This window comes from Mesoterricola sediminis, from assembly GCF_030295425.1.
GTDB classification, from domain to species: Bacteria; Acidobacteriota; Holophagae; order Holophagales; family Holophagaceae; genus Mesoterricola; species Mesoterricola sediminis.
This window is the reverse complement of sequence record NZ_AP027081.1, coordinates 967,584-987,009: the sequence shown is the minus strand read 5'-3', so window position 1 is coordinate 987,009 and position 19,426 is coordinate 967,584. Positions and strand designations below refer to the sequence as shown.

Below are 19,426 nucleotides of genomic sequence, written 5' to 3'. Positions count from 1 at the left end.
CGGGCGCTCAGAAGGCCCCGGCCAGGAGCCGGTCCCGCATGCCGTGGACCACGGCGGCCCAGTCGCCCGGGGCGGGCTGGCGCCAGAGTTCCAGGGTCGGGTACCAGGGGGAGTCGCGCCGCGCCAGCATCCAGCGCCAATCCGGGCAGTGGGCCAGGGCGACCCAGGCCCGCAGGCCGAGGGCGCCCGCCAAATGGACCGGGCTGGAATCGATGGAGATGAGGCCGTCCAGGCGGGAAAGGGCGTAGGCGGAATCGGAGAAATCGGAGAGGTGCGCGGCCAGGTCCACCAGCGGCAGGGCGGGCCGCGGGCCCCGCGCCACCTGGAAGTCCACCCAGGTCACGCCCGGCACCTCCGCCAGCACCTCGAGCATCTCGGGCGGCATGCTGCGCTCGGCGTCCTGGTGGTGGGCCGGGTTGCCCGCCCAGACGAGGCCGATGCGCCGTCCCGGAGGGGCCGCGTCCAGGCAGGCGTCGATGGCGGCCCGGGAGGGCACGTCCGCGGGCACCCGCAGGTAGGGGACGCCCCCCGGCACGGTGTCCAGGGTCGTGCCGCACAGCCAGGGCAGGCTCATGACGGGGACGACCCGCGTCCCGGCGGGAAGGACCGCCTCCCCGTCCACCAGCGCCTCCAGGCCCTCGACCGTTTCGAGCAGGCCCCGGGTGCCCGGCTGGGGCTGGAGGAAGACGCGGGCCCCTTGGCGGGCCAGCAGCGGCACGTACCGGGCCATCATGAACGCGTCCCCGAAGCCCTGCTCCGCCCGGAGCAGGAGGGACAGGCCCGCGGGAGCCTCCCCCCGCCAGGGTTCCAGCGGCAGGGGATCCAGGTTGGGCCCCCCCTCCATCTGATGGCGCCACTCCATCCAGGGCAGGCCTTCGGCGAGCCGGCCTTCCAGGAGGTGGCAGACCCCGGTGAGGAAGCCCGCCAGGGCCTTCCCCGCCAGGGGCACTTCCGGGTCCGCGAAGGTCCTGGCCGCCAGATCCAGGGCCACGTCCAGGCGCTGCAGGCGCACCTGGGCGTTCACCCGCTGGATGCGGGCCAGCCAGTGGGCCGGATCCAGGGCCAGCCCCCGGGCCAGAAGCTGGTCCGCCGCCTCGTACTGGGCGGCCGCCAAGGCCCGGTAGCCCGCCTCGAACAGCAGGGCCGCCTCGTCGGGGTGGCCCGCGCACCGGGCCAGGGCGGCCCCGGCGTCGCCCAGCTCCGCCAGGACCACGGCCAGGCTCCCCGTCACCCCGGGGGCCGGTTCCTCCTCGCCCAGGCGCCGCGCCTCCTCCAGGCGGCCCAGGCGCCGGTAGAGTTCCATGAGGCCGAGGCGGAACGTCAGGTTGCGCGGATCCCCGGCCAGGGCCCGGCGCAGGGCCAGGGCCGCCTGGGCGGGATGGGCGTAGGGTCCGGTCTCCAACGTGCCTCCGGTCACGCTCAAGTCTTGCATGACGGGGAGGGGGCGGCATCCGCGAAGTGCCCGCGGCGCGCGGAGAAGGAGCCCTTGGAAAAGACCGTGCCCAGGCTACAATCGAGGCACCCTTCCGGAGTTCCCATGAAGACCCTGATCACCGCCGCCGCCCTCCTCGCCTTCGGCCTCGCCCTCCCCGCCGGCGAAGCCAAGAAGCCCGCGAAGCCTGCCTGTCCCCAGACCGCCTGCGACGGCAAGGACTGCAAGGCTGACGAGGCCTGCAAGGACGCCAAGGCCTGCAAGGACGCCAAGGCCTGCAAGGACGCCAAGGCCTGCAAGGACGCCAAGGCCTGCAAGGACGCCAAGGCCTGCAAGGACGCCAAGGCCTGCAAGGACGCCAAGGCCTGCAAGCAGCCCAAGGAAGGCCCCGCCAAGAAGGCCTGAGGCCCCCTCACAGCTCCTTGAGGATCTCCTTCCGCTTCTCGCGGTACTCCTCGTCCGTGATCAGGCCGTCCTCCCGCAGGCGCTTGAGGGTCCGGAGCCGTTCCTCGGCCGGGGCCTTCGCCCCCTGGATCTGCAGGGGCACGGACCGCACCCCGGTCTGGACCGGGCGGGGGGGCTCCGCGACTTTGCGCGGCTCGGGAAGGGGGAAGACCAGCCAATCGGGCCGCAGAGACTGGGCCCGCTCCGCCTTCAAGACCGCCTGGCCGGCCCCAGCCCGGGAGCCGTAGCCTGGCAAGGGCGGCGTCACGTGGGCCCGGGCGGGGCCCGCGAATTCCAGGCGCGTCTCGCCCACGAGGAGGTTCAGCCGGTCGCCCTTGACGAAGAGCCGGGCCGTCACCGTCAACTCCGGCGCCAGAATGCCGGCGTCCCGGCGGCTGGTGCAGAAGACCACCACATCCTCGTCGGCGGTGGCCAGGGCGAGGGCTTCGGCCAGGGGGCCCTGGAAGCGGTCCAGGTCGTCGCGGGAGAAGAGGGGTTCCGCCCCATCGGCCAGCATCACGGATTCCAGCACGGCCCGCAGGGCCTCCGGCTGGATGCGGGCCGGGTGCGCGTTGGGTTCGGCCCCCCTTTCCCGCTCCATCAGCTTGACCCAGTTGAACTGGCGCAGGTCCCAGGTGGACCGCCGCGCGGGAGCGGCCACCAAGCTGGTCACCACGGCCAGACCGGCGCCTAGCAACAATTTATTCATTACAGCCTCCCCCCCGATGGGGATCCGGGGACCACGTTACCAGGAACGGGCGCCGGCGGGCGCCCTTCGAGAAGGCGGGCCGTCACCGCGGCGGCCGGCTCATGGATGTCCGGGCCGGGAAAGCCCGGCACCTGCGCCAGTTCCACCAGGATCTTGTCCGTGAGGCGCTGCAGGGCGGCGCGCAGCTGGATTTCCCGGTCGCCCCGCGCCGCCGGGGGCAGGCCCTTGGTCAGGGCCCGGCCGCTCAGGGCGTAGAAGGTGTCCGCCCAGACGGGCTTGGCCTCGCCTTCGCGGTACACCTTCGCCTCCACCACGGCGGGCGCCGACCAGGCCCCGAAGACGCTGCTGCCCAGGATCCAGAAGGCACTCTCCTCCAGGAGCTCGTAGCCCCCAAGGCCAACGGCCAGCCGGGTGTCGTGGGCCACCAGGCCGGTGCCGACCCCCCAGGCCACCCCCGAGGCGATGCCCAGGATGATGTACGAGGTGCGGACCTCGCCCAGGTCCGTGACGGTGAGTTCGAGGCGCAGCGGCGCGCCGGCCTCCACCCGGATCCCCCGGGCCCGGGCGTCCTCCCGGAAGGCGCCTTCCAGCCAATGGCCATGGGCGGCCAGGGCCGAGGCGCGGGTCTCCGGGGTGTTGGCCTCGCCCGGCGCCAGGGGCCGGAGCCGCTTCAACTGGCGGCTGTGGTCCTCCACCCGCACGGGAGCCAGGTCCAGCCGGGGCCCGGCCGGATCCCGGGGAAGCTGGGCCAGGGGCGAGCGGCAGGCCAGGACGCAAAGGAGGAGGAGCAGGGGGGCGATTCGCATGGGCATCCGGGGAAACCGATAGGATATCCCCATTTCCCCCTTCATTTGGGGGCCGGGCCCAGGGTCGTCCCCTGGATCAGGCTCACGGGCACGATGGTCTTGCGCACGGCGTCCTTGCCGATGGCGGCCAAGGCCAGGGAGACGGCCTGATGGGCGATCGCCGGGATGTCCTGGGCCACCGAGGCGAGGCCGGGATGGAGTTCCACGAGGCCGTCGAACCCGACCACGGAGACCTGGGCGGGCACCGCGACCCCCAGGTCCGCCAGGGCCCCCAGGGCGCCCACGGCCATCTCGTCCGTGGCGCAGAAGACCCCGGTGGGGCGGTGCCCCGCCTTCCAGGCGTCCCGCATGAGGCGGTAGCCGCCCAGCACGGAGGCTTCTCCCCGGGCCTCGGCGTAGGTCAGGCCCGCCCCGGCGGCGCCCGCGAAGGCGGCCTTGAACCCGTTGGCCCGGTCCTTGGCCCAGGTCGCTTCCGCGGCGACGGTGAGGTGGAGGAGGTTGCGGTGGCCCAGGGAGAGGAGGCTCAGCCCCGCCAGCCGCCCCCCGCCCACGTCGTCGGGGGCCACGCAGCTGATGCCCGGGTGGTGGCCGATGAGGACGGGCGGAATGCCCCGCTCCTGGAGGAGCGCCAGCCGCGCGTCCACCTCGTCGCTGTGGAAGATGAGCACCGCGTCGAAGCGGGTGCGCACCCCGGTGATGTCCTCGGGCAGTTCCACGAACTGGGTGGCTCGCAGCTGCATCTCCCGCAGGAGGGCCCGCCAGATCCGGCTGAAGTAGGGCGAGAGGCGGTTCTCCCCCGCCCCCACCCAGATGCCGAGGGTGTGCTTGGTGCGCATGGAGAGTTCGCGGGCCACCGGGTCGGGGGCGTAGCCCAGGCGCTTCATCACGGCCAGGACGTTCTTCCGGGTGTGCTCCGCCACCGTGGATTTCCCGTTGATGACTCGGCTGACGGTCCCCTTGGAGACATTGGCCTGGCGTGCGATCTCGCCGATGGTGATCTTCATGGGGCCCCTCTCATGGACGGATGAGCACCGCGTTGGCCGCCCCATAGAGGCTGACGGCGTAGTCCCGGACGATGTGGACGGGCACCGAGCGGGTCAGGTCGTCCAGGTGGGACCGGTAGTTCTGCTCGAAGGCGCGCATGAACCGGTCCTCCTCCAGGAACCAGGCGGCGTTCTTGCCCGCGACGCCGCCGGCCAGGAACACGCCGCCGGTGGGGAGGATGACGGCGGCCAGCTCGGCGCACACCCGCGCATAGAGCTCCACGAACAGCTCCATGGACCGCCGGCAAAGCGGGTCCTCGACCGCCGCGGCGATGGCGGCGGGCCGGGCCTCCGGCGCCAGGGCCAGAATGCGCGCGGCCTCCGGCGGCACCTCGGACGCCTCGCCGGCCAGGAAGCCCAGGAGGGTGGCGATGCCCGTGCCCGAGACCGCCGCTTCCGCCCCCGGCGGACCGGGGAACCGGTCCCGGAGGTGGCGCCAGAGCCGGAGGGTCTCCTCGCCGGTGACGGGGAGTCCGATGTGCCCGCCCTCGCTGGCGTGGACCCGGACGCCGCCGGCGCCCCGGGTGACGAACCCCACGCCCAGGCCCGTGCCCGCCCCGACCACCAGGATGGGCCCCGCGGGGTCCGGGGCCGGCCGGGAACCGTCCCCGTGGGGGATGGGCAGGAGCTGGTCCGGGTCGGCCGGGTCCAGCAGGAGCACGCCGTAGGCCACCGCGGAGAAGTCGTTGATGAGGCGCACCGGGACGCCCAGGCCGGCCTCCAGGGCCGCCCCGTCGATGTCCCAGGCCACGTTCGTCAGGGGGATCACCCCGTCCCGCACGGGCCCGGCCCCGGACACGCACAGGGCCGCCGGCGCCGGGAGGCCCTCGGCCGCGCACTGGCCCAGGAAGCGCCGGGCCGGCTCCGTGAGGGAGGGCTCCTCCGCGGTGCGGTACAGGCCCTTGCGCAGCAGGCGCACCCCCGATGGGCCACCCCCCATCAGGGCCAGGCTGAGGTTGGTGCCGCCCACATCGGCGGCAAGGATGAATTGTTCGTTATCGGACGTGGGCATGGGCTGAATCCTGCAGAAGGGGATGGGTCCAGGGTATCCAAGGGGGGGCCGGGACCCGAAGCCGCGTTCCAGGCCGGGGCGCCGTCCGGCACCGCCCCCAGCCTGAAAGGTGGCATTAACACTTTTCTGTTGACAAGGCCAACCTCGGTAGCCAACTATTGCGTGTCTTCTTTGTAACCGGTTTCATGCTCCCTTGGCCAGCCCTCTCTCAACAATCGAGCGTCGGTCTTTGCGGTGCGCCCTCCTCTGCGGTCGAGGTTTGTAACCGGTTCCAATCCCCAGCAAGGCAAGCGGCCCTTCCGGGCGCGTGACAGGATTCACACCATGAAAGCGAACAACGAGGTCGATCGGGGAACGGGCGAGCCCGCGTGGTGGCGCGGGGCCGGCATCTACCAGATCTACCCCCGGAGCTTCCAGGACACGAACGAGGACGGCGTCGGCGATCTGCCCGGCATCACCGCCCACCTGCCCTACATCGCCGATCTCGGCGCGGAAGCGATCTGGGTCTCCCCCTTCTTCACTTCGCCGATGCGCGATTTCGGCTATGACGTCTCCGACTACCGGAACGTCGATCCCATCTTCGGGACCCTGAAGGACTTCGACGAGCTGGTGGCGACCGCGCACCGGCTGGGCCTGAAGGTGCTCATCGACCAGGTCCTGAGCCACACCTCGGACCAGCATCCCTGGTTCAAGGAGAGCCGGAAGGCCCGCACGGGCCCCCGGAGCGACTGGTACGTCTGGGCCGACCCCCGTCCCGACGGCACGCCCCCCAGCAACTGGATGTCCGTCTTCGGCGGCTCCGCCTGGGCCTGGGAGCCCCGCCGCCGGCAGTACTACCTCCACAACTTCCTCGAGACCCAGCCGGACCTCAACTTCCACACGCCCGCCGTGCAGGACCAGCTCCTCGAGGAGAGCCGGTTCTGGCTCGAGCGCGGGGTGGACGGGTTCCGGGTCGACGCGTGCAACTTCCACTTCCACGACCCGCTGTTCCGGAACAATCCGCCCGCCCGGGGCAAGCACCTGGAGCTCAGCTCCGTCCGCCCCGGCAATCCCTACGGGATGCAGACCCACCGCTACGACAAGACCCGGCCGGAGAACATCGCCTTCCTGAAGCGCTTCCGGGGTCTCCTGGACGCCTACGGCGCGGTCAGCGTGGGCGAGGTGGGCGACGAGGACGCCCTGCCCATCATGGCGGCCTACACCGCGGGCGGCGACAAGCTCCACATGGCCTACGGCATGTACCTGCTGACGGACGAATTCAGCGCCGCCCGGGTCCGCAAGGCCGTCCTGGACTTCGAGCGCGCCCTGAAGGCGGGCGGCGGCTGGGGCTGCTGGAGCCTCTCCAACCACGACGTGGAGCGGGTCGCCTCCCGCTGGGGCGGCGGCACCGACGATCCCGCCTTCCCCAAGGTCCTCCTGGCCATGCTGGGCACCCTGCGCGGCTCCTTCTGCCTCTACCAGGGCGAGGAGCTGGGCCTCACCGAGGCCGTGGTCCCCAGGAACCGGCTCGTGGATCCCTACGGCATCACCTTCTGGCCCGACTTCAAGGGCCGGGACGGCTGCCGGACCCCCATCCCCTGGACCCCCGAGGTGCCCTACGGCGGCTTCTCGGGCGTGGAGCCCTGGCTGCCCATGGCCCAGGAGCACCTGCCCAAGGCCGTGTCCGTCCAGGACCCCGACCCCGCCTCCGTTCTCAATTTCTGCCGGACCTTCCTGGCCTGGCGGAGACGCCAGCCCGCCCTCCGCGCCGGCAGCATCGCCTTCCCCAAGGCCCCCGAACCGGTCCTGGCCATCCGGCGTGAAACGCCCGGCCAGCGCCTCCTCGCCGTCTTCAACCTCGGCCCCGAACCGGCCGAATACCAGCTTCCCGCAAGGGTCCTCCCCCTCCAGGGGCACGGATTCGCGGCCGCCGTCCCCGATGGCCGCATCCTGCGCCTGCCCCCGTGGGGCGGATTCTTCGGGCAGGAACCTGCCAGCAACCCGCAGTAAACCCAAAACCCCGCCGCGCCGCGGCATCTTCAAGGAGCCACACCCATGAAGACCAACCTCCTCCTGGCCCTCCCCCTGGCCCTCGCCGCCGGGTCCCTGGCCGCCCAGGACACCTTCGAACTCCACGGCTACATGCGCTCCGGCGTGGGCCGTTCCTCCAACGGCGGCGAGCAGGAGACCTTCTACCTCGCCAACACCGGCGGCTCCCCCACCGGCGGCCCCGGCTACCGCCTCGGCAACGAGACCGACAACTACCTCGAGCTGGCCTTCGACGTCCGCGCCTACGACAAGGGCGAGACCAGCTTCAAGCTGCACTTCCGTCCCTCCTTCCGCGGCTACTACCAGGTGCGCGATTCCTCCGCCGACGCGGGCGGCGACGTGGACAACAGCAAGTCCCCCAGCCCCAACCAGCAGGTCTGGATCCGCGAAGCCTGGGGCGAGGCCACCGGCGTCCTCGGCAACAGCACCGCCTTCCGCAACGCCAGCATCTGGGCCGGCCGCCGCTTCTACATGCGCCAGGACCTCCACATGCGCGACCAGTGGTACTGGAACAACAGCGGCGACGGCGTCGGCATCGAGGGCATCAACCTCGGTTTCGCCAAGCTGCACTACGCCTTCATCCAGCATGATTCCGGCAACGTCTCCAACGACTGGAACAACGGCGCCATCAAGGGCGACCTGGCCCCCTACAGCCAGTGGGTCGGCGGCTCGGGCCACTTCGTCATCGGCAGCCACGACCTCCGCCTCTCCGACATCGCCCTCTGGCAGGGCGGCAGCCTGACGGTGGGCTACCAGTACAACGACGCCCACGGCGACGCCAAGGCCGACGCGGCCGGCATGAACAACAAGGGTCACCAGTACCACGTCATGCTGAACCAGTCGAACTTCTTCGGCGGCGACAACCGCGTCTACGCCACCTACGGCGACGGCAACACCTTCTGGAACTGGTACAACCCGGAGGTGAAGACCGAGAACACCTGGTGGCACGTGATGGACGCCTTCTACATCAAGCCCGTCAAGAACCTCGAGCTGGGCGGCGTGATCCAGTACCGCAAGCAGGACGGCAAGGGCTCGATGAAGAACAACACCAACAGCTGGCTGTCCTACGGCATCCGCCCGGTCTACTTCTTCACCAAGCACTTCAGCGTCGCCGCCGAGATCGGCTACGACAAGCTGAAGTTCGACAACGAGACCGAGGACCGCCACCTCTGGAAGCAGACCCTGGCCCTGCAGTGGAGCCCCCAGGCCTCCTGGTGGAGCCGCCCCTCCATCCGCGTCTTCGTGACCCGCGGCCAGTGGAACGCCAACGCGAACCAGTGGAACAAGATCGCGGAAGGCCACTTCGGCGCCGAGACCCAGGGCGTGACCTTCGGCGCCCAGATCGAAGCCTGGTGGTAAGGAAGGCCTGAAGCATGGAACGCACCCCCTCCGGCCGCACCGCCATTTCCGGCGCCCCCCGCAGCGGATCCCCGCGGCGGGGGCCGGGGGGGGGCTCCCTGCGCCTGCACCTCGCCGCCACGATCCTCCTCAGCCTGGTCGGCCCGCTGGGTTGTTCCGGCGGCGGCTCCAACGGGTCCACGGGCTACCCCGTCGACACCACGACGATCGCCCCCGGCCAGCAGCTGGAGAGCCCCGCCCGCTGGTACGACGACGCCGTCATCTACCAGATCTGGGTGAAGGCCTTCAACGACGGCCTCTACGGCGACGGCATCGGCGATCTCCCCGGCATCCAGGCCAAGCTGGACTACCTCCAGTCCCTGGGCGTCAACACCCTGTGGCTGTCCCCCATCTTCGAGTGCGCCTACAAGGGCTCGAACATGCACGGGTACGACACCACGGACTACTACGCGGTCAATGACCGCTTCGGCCGGAAGGCCGATCTCAAGAACCTCATCGACGCGGTCCACGCCCGCGGGATGCGCATCATCTTCGATTTCGTGCCCAACCACACGTCCACGGCCCACCCCTGGTTCACCGGGTCCAACCGTTCGGCCTACTACGTGTGGAAGAGCGCCCTGCCCGACGGCTGGGGCTACCCCTGGGGCGGCGGCACCTCCGCGAGCGTCTGGACCGCGTCCGGCTCGGGCTGGTACTACACCGCCTTCGGCGCCGGCATGGCCGACCTCAACTTCTACGACGCGGGACTGCGCCAGGCGATCCAGGACGTGCAGACGTACTGGCTGGACCGGGGCTTCGACGGCATGCGGGTGGATGCCGTCCGCTACCTGTGCGAGACCGGCCCTGGTCAGGCAGCCGATCAGCCTGACACCCATGCCCGCCTCCAGGCCTGGCGGACCCTCCTGGACGGCTACGCCGCCCCCGGCAACACCCACCCCCGCCCCGGCGGGGACGCGTCCAAGGTCGCCGCCAAGATGATGGTGGCCGAGGCCTGGACGGACACGGCCCGCATCGGCGCCTACTTCGGCAGCGGCAGCAATGAATTCCACATGTGCCTGGACTTCGCGGCCCCGGCCGCCGTCTACAGCGCCATCTCCGGCCCCGACGCCACCGCCCTGACCCGGCTGTGGGAGACCGAACGCGACACCTGGCCCGCGGGCGCCAGGGCCGCCTCCTTCGATTCCAACCACGACAACGTCATCTCCCGCCCCGGGACCCAGTACCGGGGCAGCCGGCCCCAGATCGTGCTGGCCGAGGCCATGAACATCCTGGGCCCCGCCACTCCCATCCTCTACTACGGCAACGAGGTCGGCATGCCGGGCGCCGCCGGCAACGACGCCGATCTCCGGCAGCCCATGGACTGGAGCGCCGTGGCCGCCCAGACCGGGGACGCCGAGTCCATCCTGAGCTGGTGCAAGTACCTCATCCAGGCGCGCACCTCGTACCCCGCCCTGCGGACCGGCGCCTACGCCACCCTGGCGACGGACGCCGGCCCCGCCAAGGCCCTGGCCTGCCTCCGCAGCGCCGGCGCCGAGCGGATCCTCGTGGTGGCCAATCTCACCGGCTCGGCCCAGACGGTCACCGTGTCCGGCCTGGCCGCGTACGGGCTCCCCTCGGGCACCACCGTCCAGGCCGTCCTGGGCGACCTGAAGAACAACAATTCATTGAACGGCGGCAGCTACACGGCCGCCGCCATCCCGGCCTACGGCGTGCGCGTGATCTACGCCGGAGGCGGGGGCTTCCAGGGCGCCATCCACGGCGATATCAAGTAGAGACACCGCCGAAACGCTCTAGACTCTTTCCCGCGCAACCTCTTTTCCGGACCAATCCCCATGGGCGACCTGCAAATCAAGGCACTGAAGAAAGCCTACGGCGACGTGAAGGTCCTCCAGGGCCTGGACCTGGAGATCCAGGACGGCGAGTTCGTCGTCTTCGTCGGCCCTTCCGGCTGCGGCAAATCCACCCTCCTGCGCTGCATCGCGGGGCTGGAGGAGATCACCGAGGGCGAGCTGCGCATCGGCGGGAAGGTCATGAACGACGTGCCCCCCTCCAAGCGGGGCATCGCCATGGTGTTCCAGAGCTACGCCCTGTACCCGCACATGACCGTGGCCGAGAACATGGCCTTCGGCCTCAAGCTGGCCGGCGCCTCCAAGCAGGAGATCGCCGCCGCCGTCGCCCGCGCCGCCGCCATCCTCCAGATCGAGCCCCTCCTGGAGCGGAAGCCCAAGGCCCTCTCCGGCGGCCAGCGCCAGCGCGTCGCCATCGGGCGCGCCATCGTCCGCAAGCCGGACGTGTTCCTCTTCGACGAGCCCCTCTCCAACCTGGACGCCGCCCTGCGGGTCCAGATGCGCGTCGAGCTCAGCAAGCTCCACCAGGAGCTCAAGACGACCATGATCTACGTGACCCACGACCAGGTCGAGGCCATGACCCTCGCCCACCGCATCGTGGTGATCAACCGGGGCGTCATCGAGCAGGTCGGCTCCCCCCTGGAGCTGTACCACCAGCCCGCCAACCTCTTCGTCGCCGGGTTCATCGGCTCCCCCAGGATGAATTTCCTGCCCTGCACCCTGGTGTCGGCGGAGGCCGGCGCGGCCTGGGTCGCCCTCTCCGACGGGACCCGGCTCCACGTGGCCGCCGACGCCCGCGGCCTCGCCGAGGGGACCCCGCTCACCCTGGGCATCCGCCCCGAGCACCTGGTGGCGGCCACCGAGCCCGGTCCGGAGACCGCCGCCGGCCGGATCCAGGTCGCGGAGCACCTGGGCGACATCACCTACTTCTACGTGGACGCCCCCTGCTGCCCCGAGACCCTGACGGTCAAGGCCAACCCGGACAATCCCCTGGCCACCGGCAGCTCCGCCTTCATCGCCTTCCCCGCCGAGCATGGCTACCTGTTCGGCCAGGACGGCCGGACCCTGCCCCGGCCCTAGGCCGGCGCCCGAAGCCCTTCCCTCCCCTTCCGCGGCCGCTGGCCGCACCCGACTTCCAAGGAGCCAGACATGAGCACCCGGTCCAAGATCGCCAAGCTGGCCGTCACCGCCACCCTGCTGGTGGCCGGCGGCCTCGCCACCCCCCTCCAGGCCCAGCAGAAGGTCCTCCACGTGTGGATCAACGGCGACAAGGCCTACAAGGGCCTCCAGCGGGTGGGCGACGAGTTCTACAAGAAGACCAAGGTCAAGGTCGTCGTCGAGCACCCCGAGGACGCCCCCGGCAAGTTCCAGCAGGCCTCCAGCGAGGGCAAGGGCCCCGACGTCTGGATCTGGGCCCACGACCGCATCGGCGAGTGGAGCGCCGCGGGCCTCCTCAACGAGGTCAAGCCCAATCCCAAGTTCCGCGGAGGCGTCACCAAGATGGCCTGGGACGCCGTCACCATCCAGGGCAAGACCTGGGGCTACCCCATCTCCATCGAGGCCGTCGCCCTCATCTACAACAAGAACATCATCAAGAACCCCAACGACGTCCCCAAGGACTGGAAGGACGTCTTCACCCTCGACGAGAAGCTCCGCAAGGAAGGCAAGCACGCCATCCTGTGGGACTACAACAACACCTACTTCACCTTCCCCATGCTGGCGGCCAACGGCGGCTACGCCTTCAAGCGCCGTCCCGACGGCACCTATGATCCCCGTGACACCGGCGTCAACAACGCCGGCGCCGTGAAGGGCGCCTCCATCCTCGACCAGCTGATCAAGAAGGACGTCATGCCCCCCGAGGCCGGCTACGCCGACATGGAAGCCGCCATGGCCGAAGGCAAGATCGCGATGATGATCAGCGGAGCCTGGGCCTGGGAGAACCTGGACAAGGCCAAGATCCCCTATGCCGTGACCAAGCTCCCCGCCGTCGAGGGCAAGCCCTCCCGGCCCTTCGTGGGCGTCACCGCCGCCATGATCCCCAAGGCCTCCAAGAACGTGGCCCTGGCCAAGGAGTTCATCGAGAACTGGATGCTCACCCCCAAGGGCCTCGAGACGATGAACAAGGACGTCCCCCTGGGCGCCCCCGCCAACCAGGAGTTCTTCAACAAGATCAAGGGCGACCCCCGCGTCCAGGCCACCATGGCCAGCGCCCGTGACGGCGTCGTCATGCCCAACAACCCCGAGATGGGCCGCTTCTGGGCCGCCATGCTCAGCGCCCTGGGCAGCATGACCGACGGCCGGAAGTCCCCCAAGGACGCCATGGACGCCGCCGCCAAGCGGATCCTCGCCAAGTAGACCCCCCGCGGGGCGGAGGGCCCGGCCCTCCGCCCCCGGACCCGTTCCGGAACCGATCCCATGACCTCCAAGACCGACCTCAAGCGCTTTCTCGGCCCGGCCCTGCTGGGGGCGTTCGTCGTCGGCGCGCTCTATCTCGTCACGGTGGTGCACGCGGTGGGCGAGCCCCTCCTGGCCGTGACGATCCTCGTCATCGCCGCCCTCGCCGCCTGGCTCTACACCTCCCGGCGCACCTACGCCTACCGGTACCTCTATCCGGCCATCGGCGCCGCCCTGATCTTCGTGGTCTTCCCGATGGTCTACACCATGGCGATCGGGTTCACCAACTACGGCAGCCGCAACCTCCTGGACTTCCCCCGCGCCACCCAGTACCTGCTGGACCAGACCTACGCCGGGGACGCCTCCACCTACCAGTTCCAGGTCTTCCCCGACGGCGGGCGGTACCGGGCCCGGCTGGAGGACCAGGAGAAGGGCGACGCCTTCGTCTCCGCCCCCTTCGACATGCCCGGCGAGGCGCCCGTCGAAGCCAGGATGGCGCCCCAGGCCGAGGCCGGCTTCACCCCGGGCGATCCCCTCGACCTGGCCGACGTCATCGCCCACGAGGACAACCTGAAGAAGCTCACCCTCGTCCTGCCGGCCGGGACCCGGCTGGGCATGACGGGACTTTCCGAGTACGCGGCCATGAAGCCGCTCTACCGGAAGAACCCCGACGGGACCCTCGTGAACAACCAGGACGGCACCGTCCTGAAGGCCAACTTCCGGACCGGCTTCTACGAGACCGGGGCCGGGGACCAGGTCCAGCCGGGCTTCCAGGCCCACATCGGCTGGAAGAACTACGCCCGGATCTTCACGGACGAGAAGTTCAGCGGGCCCTTCCTCAAGATCTTCGTCTGGACGGTCCTCTTCGCCGGCCTCAGCGTCTTCCTGACCTGCTCCCTGGGCATGGTCCTGGCCGTGCTCCTCAACTGGGAGGCCCTGCGCTTCCGCAGCGTCTACCGGCTCCTGCTCTTCCTCCCCTACGCGGTGCCCGGGTTCATCTCCATCCTGGTGTGGAAGGGGCTGTTCAACTCGAACACCGGCGAGATCAACCTGATCCTCAACGGGCTCTTCGGCATCAAGCCGGGCTGGTTCTCGGACCCGACCCTCGCCAAGATCATGATCCTCATCGTCAACACCTGGCTCGGGTTCCCCTACATGATGGTGGTCTCCATGGGCCTCATCAAGGCCATCCCCACGGACCTCTACGAGGCGTCCGCGGTGGCCGGGGCCGGCCCCCTCACCAACTTCTTCAAGATCACCCTGCCCCTCATCCGGCGGCCCCTCACGCCGCTGCTCATCTCCAGCTTCGCCTTCAATTTCAATAATTTCGTCCTCATCTTCCTTCTGACGGGCGGCCGGCCAGACTTCACGGACATCACCGTGCCCGCCGGCACCACCGACATCCTGATCAGCTACGTCTACCGGCTGGCCTTCCAGGATTCCGGCCAGCAGTTCGGCCTGGGCGCCGCCATCTCCACGGTGATCTTCCTCCTGGTCGCCGTGCTGACGGTGATCCAGATCCGGTTCACGAAGATCACGGAAGACGAGAAGCGGTAGGGAGCGGCCATGGCCATCGTCGTCAACAAGTCACAGCGCTGGCGGGTCTGGGCGGCCCACCTCTTCCTGCTCTGCCTCTGCGCCGCCGTCATCTTCCCCTTCCTGATGGTCATCTCCATCTCGCTGAGGCCCGGCAACTACGCCACCGGCAGGATCATCCCCACGACCATCAGCCTGGAGCACTGGCGCTTCGCCCTGGGGCTCCCCGTCCCGGGCCCCGACGGCGTCCCCGTCAAGCCCGACCTGCCCGTCCTCCAGTGGCTCTGGAACTCCATCAAGGTGGCCCTGGTCTCGGCCTGCGTCGGCCTCTTCCTGTCCACCACCGCCGCCTACGCCTTCGCGCGCCTGAAGTTCGCCGGCAAGAAGGCCGCCCTCATGGGCCTGATGCTCATGCAGATGTTCCCCACCATCCTGACCCTGGTGGCCATCCACTCCATCTTCACCCGCATCGGGAACGCCTTCCCCGTCTTCGGCATGGACAGCCTCTGGTCCCTGGTCCTGGCGTACTCGGGCGGCATCGCCCTCCACATCTGGACGATCAAGGGCTTCTACGAGACGATCCCGGCCGAGATCGAGGAGGCCGCCACCGTGGACGGCGCGACGCCCTGGCAGGCCTTCTGGCGCGTCCTGCTGCCCATGGCCCTCCCCATCCTGATGGTGGTGTTCCTCCTGGCCTTCATCGGGGCCATCATCGAGTACCCCGTCGCCTCCATCCTCCTGCATTCCCAGAAGAACCTGACCCTGGCCGTCGGCGCCAACAGCTTCCTCTACCCCCAGAAGTACATGTGGGGCGACTTCGCGGCGGCCGCCATCCTCTCCGGCCTCCCCATCACCCTCGTCTTCATGCTCGCCCAGAAGGGCCTGATCGCCGGCCTCACCTCCGGCGGCACCAAGGGCTGACCCCCGCCAACCCCGTGAGGGCCACGGCCCTCCCCATCACCCCAAGGAGAAGCACATGAGCCTCCGCAGAACCTTCCTCAAGGTCTTGGCCGCCGTGGCCCTGGCCTTCGCCGTCGGCGTCCCCTCCCAGGCCCAGGCCCCCGCCCCGGCCAAGGACAAGGTCACCATCCACTACCACCGCCAGGACGGCAACTACGAGAAGTGGGGCATCCACCTCTGGAAGTCCCCCAACATGCCCCTCGAGAACGTCGAGTGGCCCACCCCCATGATGCCCACCGGCAAGGACGAGTTCGGCGTGTTCTGGGTCCGGGACATCTCCGAGTTCAAGACCCGCACCAAGTGCCAGGTCAACTACATCATCCACAAGGGCGACATCAAGGAGCAGGGCGCCAAGGACATGGCCTTCAACGGCCTCGAACACCAGGACGCCTGGATCTACGAGGGCGACATGGCCATCTACTTCAGCCTCGAAGACGTCAAGAAGGCCCACCCCGAAATGAAGTAGTCCTGATTGGAATGCCGGGCCGGCGGTGCTCCCCATCGCCGGCCCGTCCTCCACTGCCGCGAGCGAACCATGCGCCTCCCCTCCGCCTCCCCCCTCCTGAAGACCTTGGCCCTCGTCGGCGCCACCCTCGCCGCCGGGACCCCCCAGGCCGCCCCCGGCGCCTTCAAGGACAACCCCATCGTCTACTTCCTCATGACGGACCGCTTCGTCAACGGGGATCCGTCCAACGACAACAGCTACGGCCGGAAGCGGGAGGCCACGCCCAAGGACGACGTCGCCACCTTCCACGGCGGCGACCTCAAGGGCGTCACACGCAAGCTGAAGGAGGGCTGGTTCAGGGACCTGGGCGTCAACGCCATCTGGATCACCGCCCCCTACGAGCAGATCCACGGCTGGGTCCAGGGGGCCAACGCCAGCTTCAAGCACTACGCCTACCACGGCTACTACGCCCTGGACTACACCGTCCTGGACGCCAACATGGGCACCGAGGCCGATCTCAAGGAGATGATCGACACCGCCCACGCCCAGGGCATCCGGGTGATCTTCGACATCGTCATGAACCACCCCGGCTACCTCGACCTCCAGACCGCCAAGGAGCTCAAGGTCGACGTGGTCTACGACGGCTGGGAGAAGACCACCCTCCGCTCGTACCACAACTACATCGACTACAACTCGTTCAAGTTCGCCGACTGGTGGGGCCGCGCCTGGGTGCGGGCGGGCCTGCCCGGCTACATCGACGGCGGCCGGGACGACCTCACCGCCCAGATCGCCTTCCTCCCCGATTTCCGGACCGAGAGCCCGGATCCCGTGAAGCTGCCCAAGTTCCTCAAGGAGAAGCCCGGAACCCGCGCCGTGGACCTGCCCGGCACCACCGTGCGCGGCTATTTGGTTGCTTGGCTTTCCGACTGGGTCCGCCGGTTCGGCGTGGACGGCTTCCGCTGCGACACGGTCAAGCACGTGGAACCCGAGAGCTGGGAAGCCCTGAAGGCCGCCGCCACCCAGGCCCTCGCCGCCTGGAAGGCCGAGCATCCCAAGGAGCGCATCGACGACGCCCCCTTCTGGATGGTGGGCGAGTACTGGGGCCCCAGCGGCCGGGCCCACAAGATGCTCGAGCACGGCTTCGACGCCATGATCAACTTCGAGTTCCAGTCCGAGGAGGGCGGCTTCGCCAAGCCCCGCAAGCTCTTCGCCGACTACGCGAAGCTGGAGTCCGGCCACGCCCCCACCTGGCTCAACTACATCTCCAGCCACGACACGAAGCTCTTCGACCGCGACCGGCTCATCGAGGGCGGCACCGCCCTCCTCCTGTGCCCCGGCGCCGTCCAGATCTTCTACGGCGACGAGACGGCCCGCCCCGAGGGCTTCATGCCGCGGGGGGACACCCAGCAGGCCACCCGGTCCGACATGAACTGGGACAGCGTCGACACGAAGGTCCTCGCGCACTGGCGCAAGCTCGGCACCTTCCGCGCGCGCCACGTCGCCGTGGCCCGCGGGGCCCACAAGGAGCTCTCCGCCTCCCCCTACGTCTTCAGCCGCGTCGAGGGCGCCGACCGCGTCGTGGTCGCCCTGGGCGCCAAGGGCGAGACCAGCGTGCCCGTGGCCGGGGCGTTCGCCGACGGCGACAAGGTCCAGGACGCCTACACCGGCCGCGAATACACGGTCGCCGGCGGCGCCGTGAAGGTCCAGGCCGAGGCCTGCGTCCTCCTCGAACTGATTCGATAAGCAAGGAGAGCCACATGGCAGCCAAACTTCCGAAGGTCGCCTATTTCTGCATGGAATACGCCCTCGAGAGCTCGTTCAAGATCTATGCCGGCGGCCTGGGCATCCTCGCCGGCGACTACTTCAAGGGGGTCAAGGACTACGGATTCCCCATGGTGGGCATCGGCATCCGCTGGAAGCAGGGCTACGGCGAGCAGGTCATCGACAAGGCCACCGGCCGCGTCTACGACGCCTACAAGAACGCCGAACACCCCTTCCTCGAGGACACCGGCGTGACCGTCAAGGTGGAGATCAAGGGCCGGGACGTGGCCATCAAGGTCTGGCGCGTGAAGAGCCACGGCACCGACACCCTCTACCTCCTGGACACGGACCTGGAGGAGAACGACGGCGAGGCCCGGTGGATCACCGGCCAGCTCTACGGCTGGTTCGGCGAGGAGCGCGTGGCCCAGGAGATGGTCCTGGGCATCGGCGGCGTCCGGGCCCTCCAGGCCCTGAAGCTCAAGCCGGACGTCTACCACTTCAACGAGGGCCACGCCCTCTTCGCCGGCTTCGAACTGATGCGCCGCCGCATGGCGCGGGGCGCCGCCTTCCAGGACGCCCTGGCGAAGACCCGCCAGGAGGTGGTCTTCACCACCCACACGCCCATCGTCCAGGGCAACGAGTCCCATCCCATCGAGCGGTTCATGTACATGGGCGCCAACCTGGGCCTGACCCGGGCCCAGCTCGAGCGCCTCGGGGGCTCCCCCTTCAACATGACCGTCGGCGCCCTGCGGCTGTCCCGCATCGCCAACGCCGTGGCCGACCTCCACCGCGTCACCGCCAACGCCATGTGGAAGGGCGTCAAGGGCCGCTGCCCCATCATCGGGATCACCAACGCCATCCACCTGCCCACCTGGGTCGACCGGAAGATGCTCGACCTGGCGGCGGCCGCCACGACCCCGAAGCGGAAGCAGGCCCTCTGGGACCGCCACATGGAGAACAAGCGCCGGCTGGTGGCCTTCGTCGAGGAGCGGAACGGGGTGAAGCTCGATCCCGAGGTGCTCACCATCGGCTTCTCCCGGCGCGCGGCGCCCTACAAGCGCTCCAACTTCATCTTCACGGAGCGGAAGTTCATCGAGCCCCTCCTCAAGGAGGGCCGGCTCCAGATCGTCTTCTCCGGCAAGGCCCACCCCCTGGACGACAACGGCAAGGCCATCGTGGAGGACATCCTCGACATGACCCGCCGGTACCCGGGCCGCGTGGTCTTCCTCGAGAACTACGACATGGAGATCGGGGCCATGCTGACCCGCGGGGCGGACATCTGGCTGAACAACCCCCGCCGCCCCAAGGAGGCCTCCGGCACCTCGGGCATGAAGGCCGCCATGAACGGCGTGCTCAACCTGTCCATCCTCGACGGCTGGTGGCCGGAAGCCTGCCGCCACGGCATCAACGGCTGGAAGTTCGGCGACGGCTTCGAGAGCGCCGACGAGGCCGTCCTGGACCGCCACGACTTCAAGGCCTTCAAGAAGGTCCTGTCCGAGGAGGTCCTTCCGGTCTACTATGGCGACCGGGCCCGCTGGACGGACATGATGACCGCCTCCATCCAGGACACCCGCGAGGCCTTCGGCGTCAAGCGGATGCTCGACGAATACTACCAGCGCATGTACAAGCGCGCCTGATCCGGAAAGGGGC

16 protein-coding genes are annotated in these 19,426 nt (G+C 69.4%); 11 read left to right on the top strand and 5 right to left on the bottom strand.

Going from position 1 to position 19,426, the window contains the following annotated elements:
- Window positions 1-7: 7 nt before the first annotated feature.
- Entirely contained in the window at window positions 8-1,402 is a 1,395-nt protein-coding gene (locus R2J75_RS04215; RefSeq protein ID WP_243329329.1) for a tetratricopeptide repeat protein, read from the bottom strand.
- Window positions 1,403-1,537: 135 nt separating this feature from the next.
- On the opposite strand from R2J75_RS04215, the gene R2J75_RS04210 reads away from it, so the two are divergent.
- Entirely contained in the window at window positions 1,538-1,837 is a 300-nt protein-coding gene (locus R2J75_RS04210; protein WP_316411137.1) for a hypothetical protein, read from the top strand.
- Window positions 1,838-1,844: 7 nt separating this feature from the next.
- Here the strand turns inward: R2J75_RS04210 and R2J75_RS04205 are convergent, their stop codons facing one another.
- From R2J75_RS04205 to R2J75_RS04190, 4 genes are read right to left on the bottom strand one after another with little or no spacing between them, the layout of a single operon-like run.
- The gene (locus R2J75_RS04205) at window positions 1,845-2,585 is read right to left on the bottom strand and encodes an SHOCT domain-containing protein (protein WP_243345734.1); all 741 of its coding nucleotides are present in this window, start codon (window positions 2,583-2,585) and stop codon (window positions 1,845-1,847) included.
- Complete coding sequence (locus tag R2J75_RS04200; RefSeq protein ID WP_243329323.1) at window positions 2,585-3,391, bottom strand: hypothetical protein; 807 nt, start codon at window positions 3,389-3,391, stop codon at window positions 2,585-2,587. The genes R2J75_RS04205 and R2J75_RS04200 overlap by 1 nt, the downstream gene beginning before the upstream one ends.
- A 41-nt stretch (window positions 3,392-3,432) precedes the next feature.
- Entirely contained in the window at window positions 3,433-4,395 is a 963-nt protein-coding gene (locus R2J75_RS04195) for a LacI family DNA-binding transcriptional regulator (RefSeq protein ID WP_316411136.1), read from the bottom strand.
- 10 nt (window positions 4,396-4,405) lie between these two features.
- Window positions 4,406-5,446 (bottom strand): glucokinase, encoded by a 1,041-nt coding sequence (locus tag R2J75_RS04190; RefSeq protein ID WP_243345731.1) that lies wholly within the window; start codon window positions 5,444-5,446, stop codon window positions 4,406-4,408.
- 324 nt (window positions 5,447-5,770) lie between these two features.
- Here R2J75_RS04190 and R2J75_RS04185 point away from each other — a divergent pair, with 324 nt between their 5' ends.
- The 10 genes from R2J75_RS04185 to glgP all read left to right on the top strand — a co-directional run bounded on the left by R2J75_RS04185 (window position 5,771) and on the right by glgP (window position 19,413).
- Window positions 5,771-7,435, top strand: a complete 1,665-nt coding sequence (locus tag R2J75_RS04185) for an alpha-amylase family glycosyl hydrolase (RefSeq protein ID WP_243345729.1) — start codon at window positions 5,771-5,773, stop codon at window positions 7,433-7,435.
- A gap of 45 nt (window positions 7,436-7,480) precedes the next feature.
- Window positions 7,481-8,833, top strand: a complete 1,353-nt coding sequence (locus R2J75_RS04180) for a maltoporin (RefSeq protein ID WP_243329315.1) — start codon at window positions 7,481-7,483, stop codon at window positions 8,831-8,833.
- 14 nt (window positions 8,834-8,847) lie between these two features.
- Entirely contained in the window at window positions 8,848-10,605 is a 1,758-nt protein-coding gene (locus R2J75_RS04175; protein WP_243329314.1) for an alpha-amylase family glycosyl hydrolase, read from the top strand.
- Between the two features lie 60 nt (window positions 10,606-10,665).
- A complete protein-coding gene (locus tag R2J75_RS04170) occupies window positions 10,666-11,760 on the top strand; it encodes an ABC transporter ATP-binding protein (RefSeq protein ID WP_243329311.1) in 1,095 nt (364 codons plus the stop codon).
- Between the two features lie 69 nt (window positions 11,761-11,829).
- A complete protein-coding gene (malE, locus tag R2J75_RS04165) occupies window positions 11,830-13,035 on the top strand; it encodes a maltose/maltodextrin ABC transporter substrate-binding protein MalE (protein ID WP_243329309.1) in 1,206 nt (401 codons plus the stop codon).
- Window positions 13,036-13,095: 60 nt separating this feature from the next.
- A complete protein-coding gene (gene malF / locus R2J75_RS04160) occupies window positions 13,096-14,631 on the top strand; it encodes a maltose ABC transporter permease MalF (RefSeq protein ID WP_243329307.1) in 1,536 nt (511 codons plus the stop codon).
- 9 nt (window positions 14,632-14,640) lie between these two features.
- Entirely contained in the window at window positions 14,641-15,531 is an 891-nt protein-coding gene (gene malG, locus R2J75_RS04155) for a maltose ABC transporter permease MalG (protein ID WP_243329306.1), read from the top strand.
- 55 nt (window positions 15,532-15,586) lie between these two features.
- A complete protein-coding gene (locus tag R2J75_RS04150; RefSeq protein ID WP_243329305.1) occupies window positions 15,587-16,036 on the top strand; it encodes a pullulanase-associated domain-containing protein in 450 nt (149 codons plus the stop codon).
- A gap of 69 nt (window positions 16,037-16,105) precedes the next feature.
- Entirely contained in the window at window positions 16,106-17,758 is a 1,653-nt protein-coding gene (locus R2J75_RS04145; protein WP_243329304.1) for an alpha-amylase family glycosyl hydrolase, read from the top strand.
- 14 nt (window positions 17,759-17,772) lie between these two features.
- Window positions 17,773-19,413: an alpha-glucan family phosphorylase gene (gene glgP / locus R2J75_RS04140; protein WP_316411135.1), complete on the top strand. Its 1,641-nt coding sequence runs from the start codon at window positions 17,773-17,775 to the stop codon at window positions 19,411-19,413.
- Window positions 19,414-19,426 lie beyond the last annotated feature (13 nt).

What these genes read in the sequence shown, in the direction of transcription:
- R2J75_RS04145 (WP_243329304.1), top strand. Translation starts at nt 16,106, where the DNA reads ATGCGCCTCCCCTCCGCCTCCCCCCTCCTGAAGACCTTGGCCCTCGTC.
- malE (WP_243329309.1), top strand. Translation starts at nt 11,830, where the DNA reads ATGAGCACCCGGTCCAAGATCGCCAAGCTGGCCGTCACCGCCACCCTG.
- R2J75_RS04190 (WP_243345731.1), bottom strand. Translation starts at nt 5,446, where the DNA reads ATGCCCACGTCCGATAACGAACAATTCATCCTTGCCGCCGATGTGGGC.
- R2J75_RS04210 (WP_316411137.1), top strand. Translation starts at nt 1,538, where the DNA reads ATGAAGACCCTGATCACCGCCGCCGCCCTCCTCGCCTTCGGCCTCGCC.
- malF (WP_243329307.1), top strand. Translation starts at nt 13,096, where the DNA reads ATGACCTCCAAGACCGACCTCAAGCGCTTTCTCGGCCCGGCCCTGCTG.
- R2J75_RS04185 (WP_243345729.1), top strand. Translation starts at nt 5,771, where the DNA reads ATGAAAGCGAACAACGAGGTCGATCGGGGAACGGGCGAGCCCGCGTGG.
- R2J75_RS04195 (WP_316411136.1), bottom strand. Translation starts at nt 4,395, where the DNA reads ATGAAGATCACCATCGGCGAGATCGCACGCCAGGCCAATGTCTCCAAG.
- R2J75_RS04150 (WP_243329305.1), top strand. Translation starts at nt 15,587, where the DNA reads ATGAGCCTCCGCAGAACCTTCCTCAAGGTCTTGGCCGCCGTGGCCCTG.
- R2J75_RS04200 (WP_243329323.1), bottom strand. Translation starts at nt 3,391, where the DNA reads ATGCGAATCGCCCCCCTGCTCCTCCTCCTTTGCGTCCTGGCCTGCCGC.
- malG (WP_243329306.1), top strand. Translation starts at nt 14,641, where the DNA reads ATGGCCATCGTCGTCAACAAGTCACAGCGCTGGCGGGTCTGGGCGGCC.
- R2J75_RS04175 (WP_243329314.1), top strand. Translation starts at nt 8,848, where the DNA reads ATGGAACGCACCCCCTCCGGCCGCACCGCCATTTCCGGCGCCCCCCGC.
- R2J75_RS04180 (WP_243329315.1), top strand. Translation starts at nt 7,481, where the DNA reads ATGAAGACCAACCTCCTCCTGGCCCTCCCCCTGGCCCTCGCCGCCGGG.
- R2J75_RS04205 (WP_243345734.1), bottom strand. Translation starts at nt 2,585, where the DNA reads ATGAATAAATTGTTGCTAGGCGCCGGTCTGGCCGTGGTGACCAGCTTG.
- glgP (WP_316411135.1), top strand. Translation starts at nt 17,773, where the DNA reads ATGGCAGCCAAACTTCCGAAGGTCGCCTATTTCTGCATGGAATACGCC.
- R2J75_RS04170 (WP_243329311.1), top strand. Translation starts at nt 10,666, where the DNA reads ATGGGCGACCTGCAAATCAAGGCACTGAAGAAAGCCTACGGCGACGTG.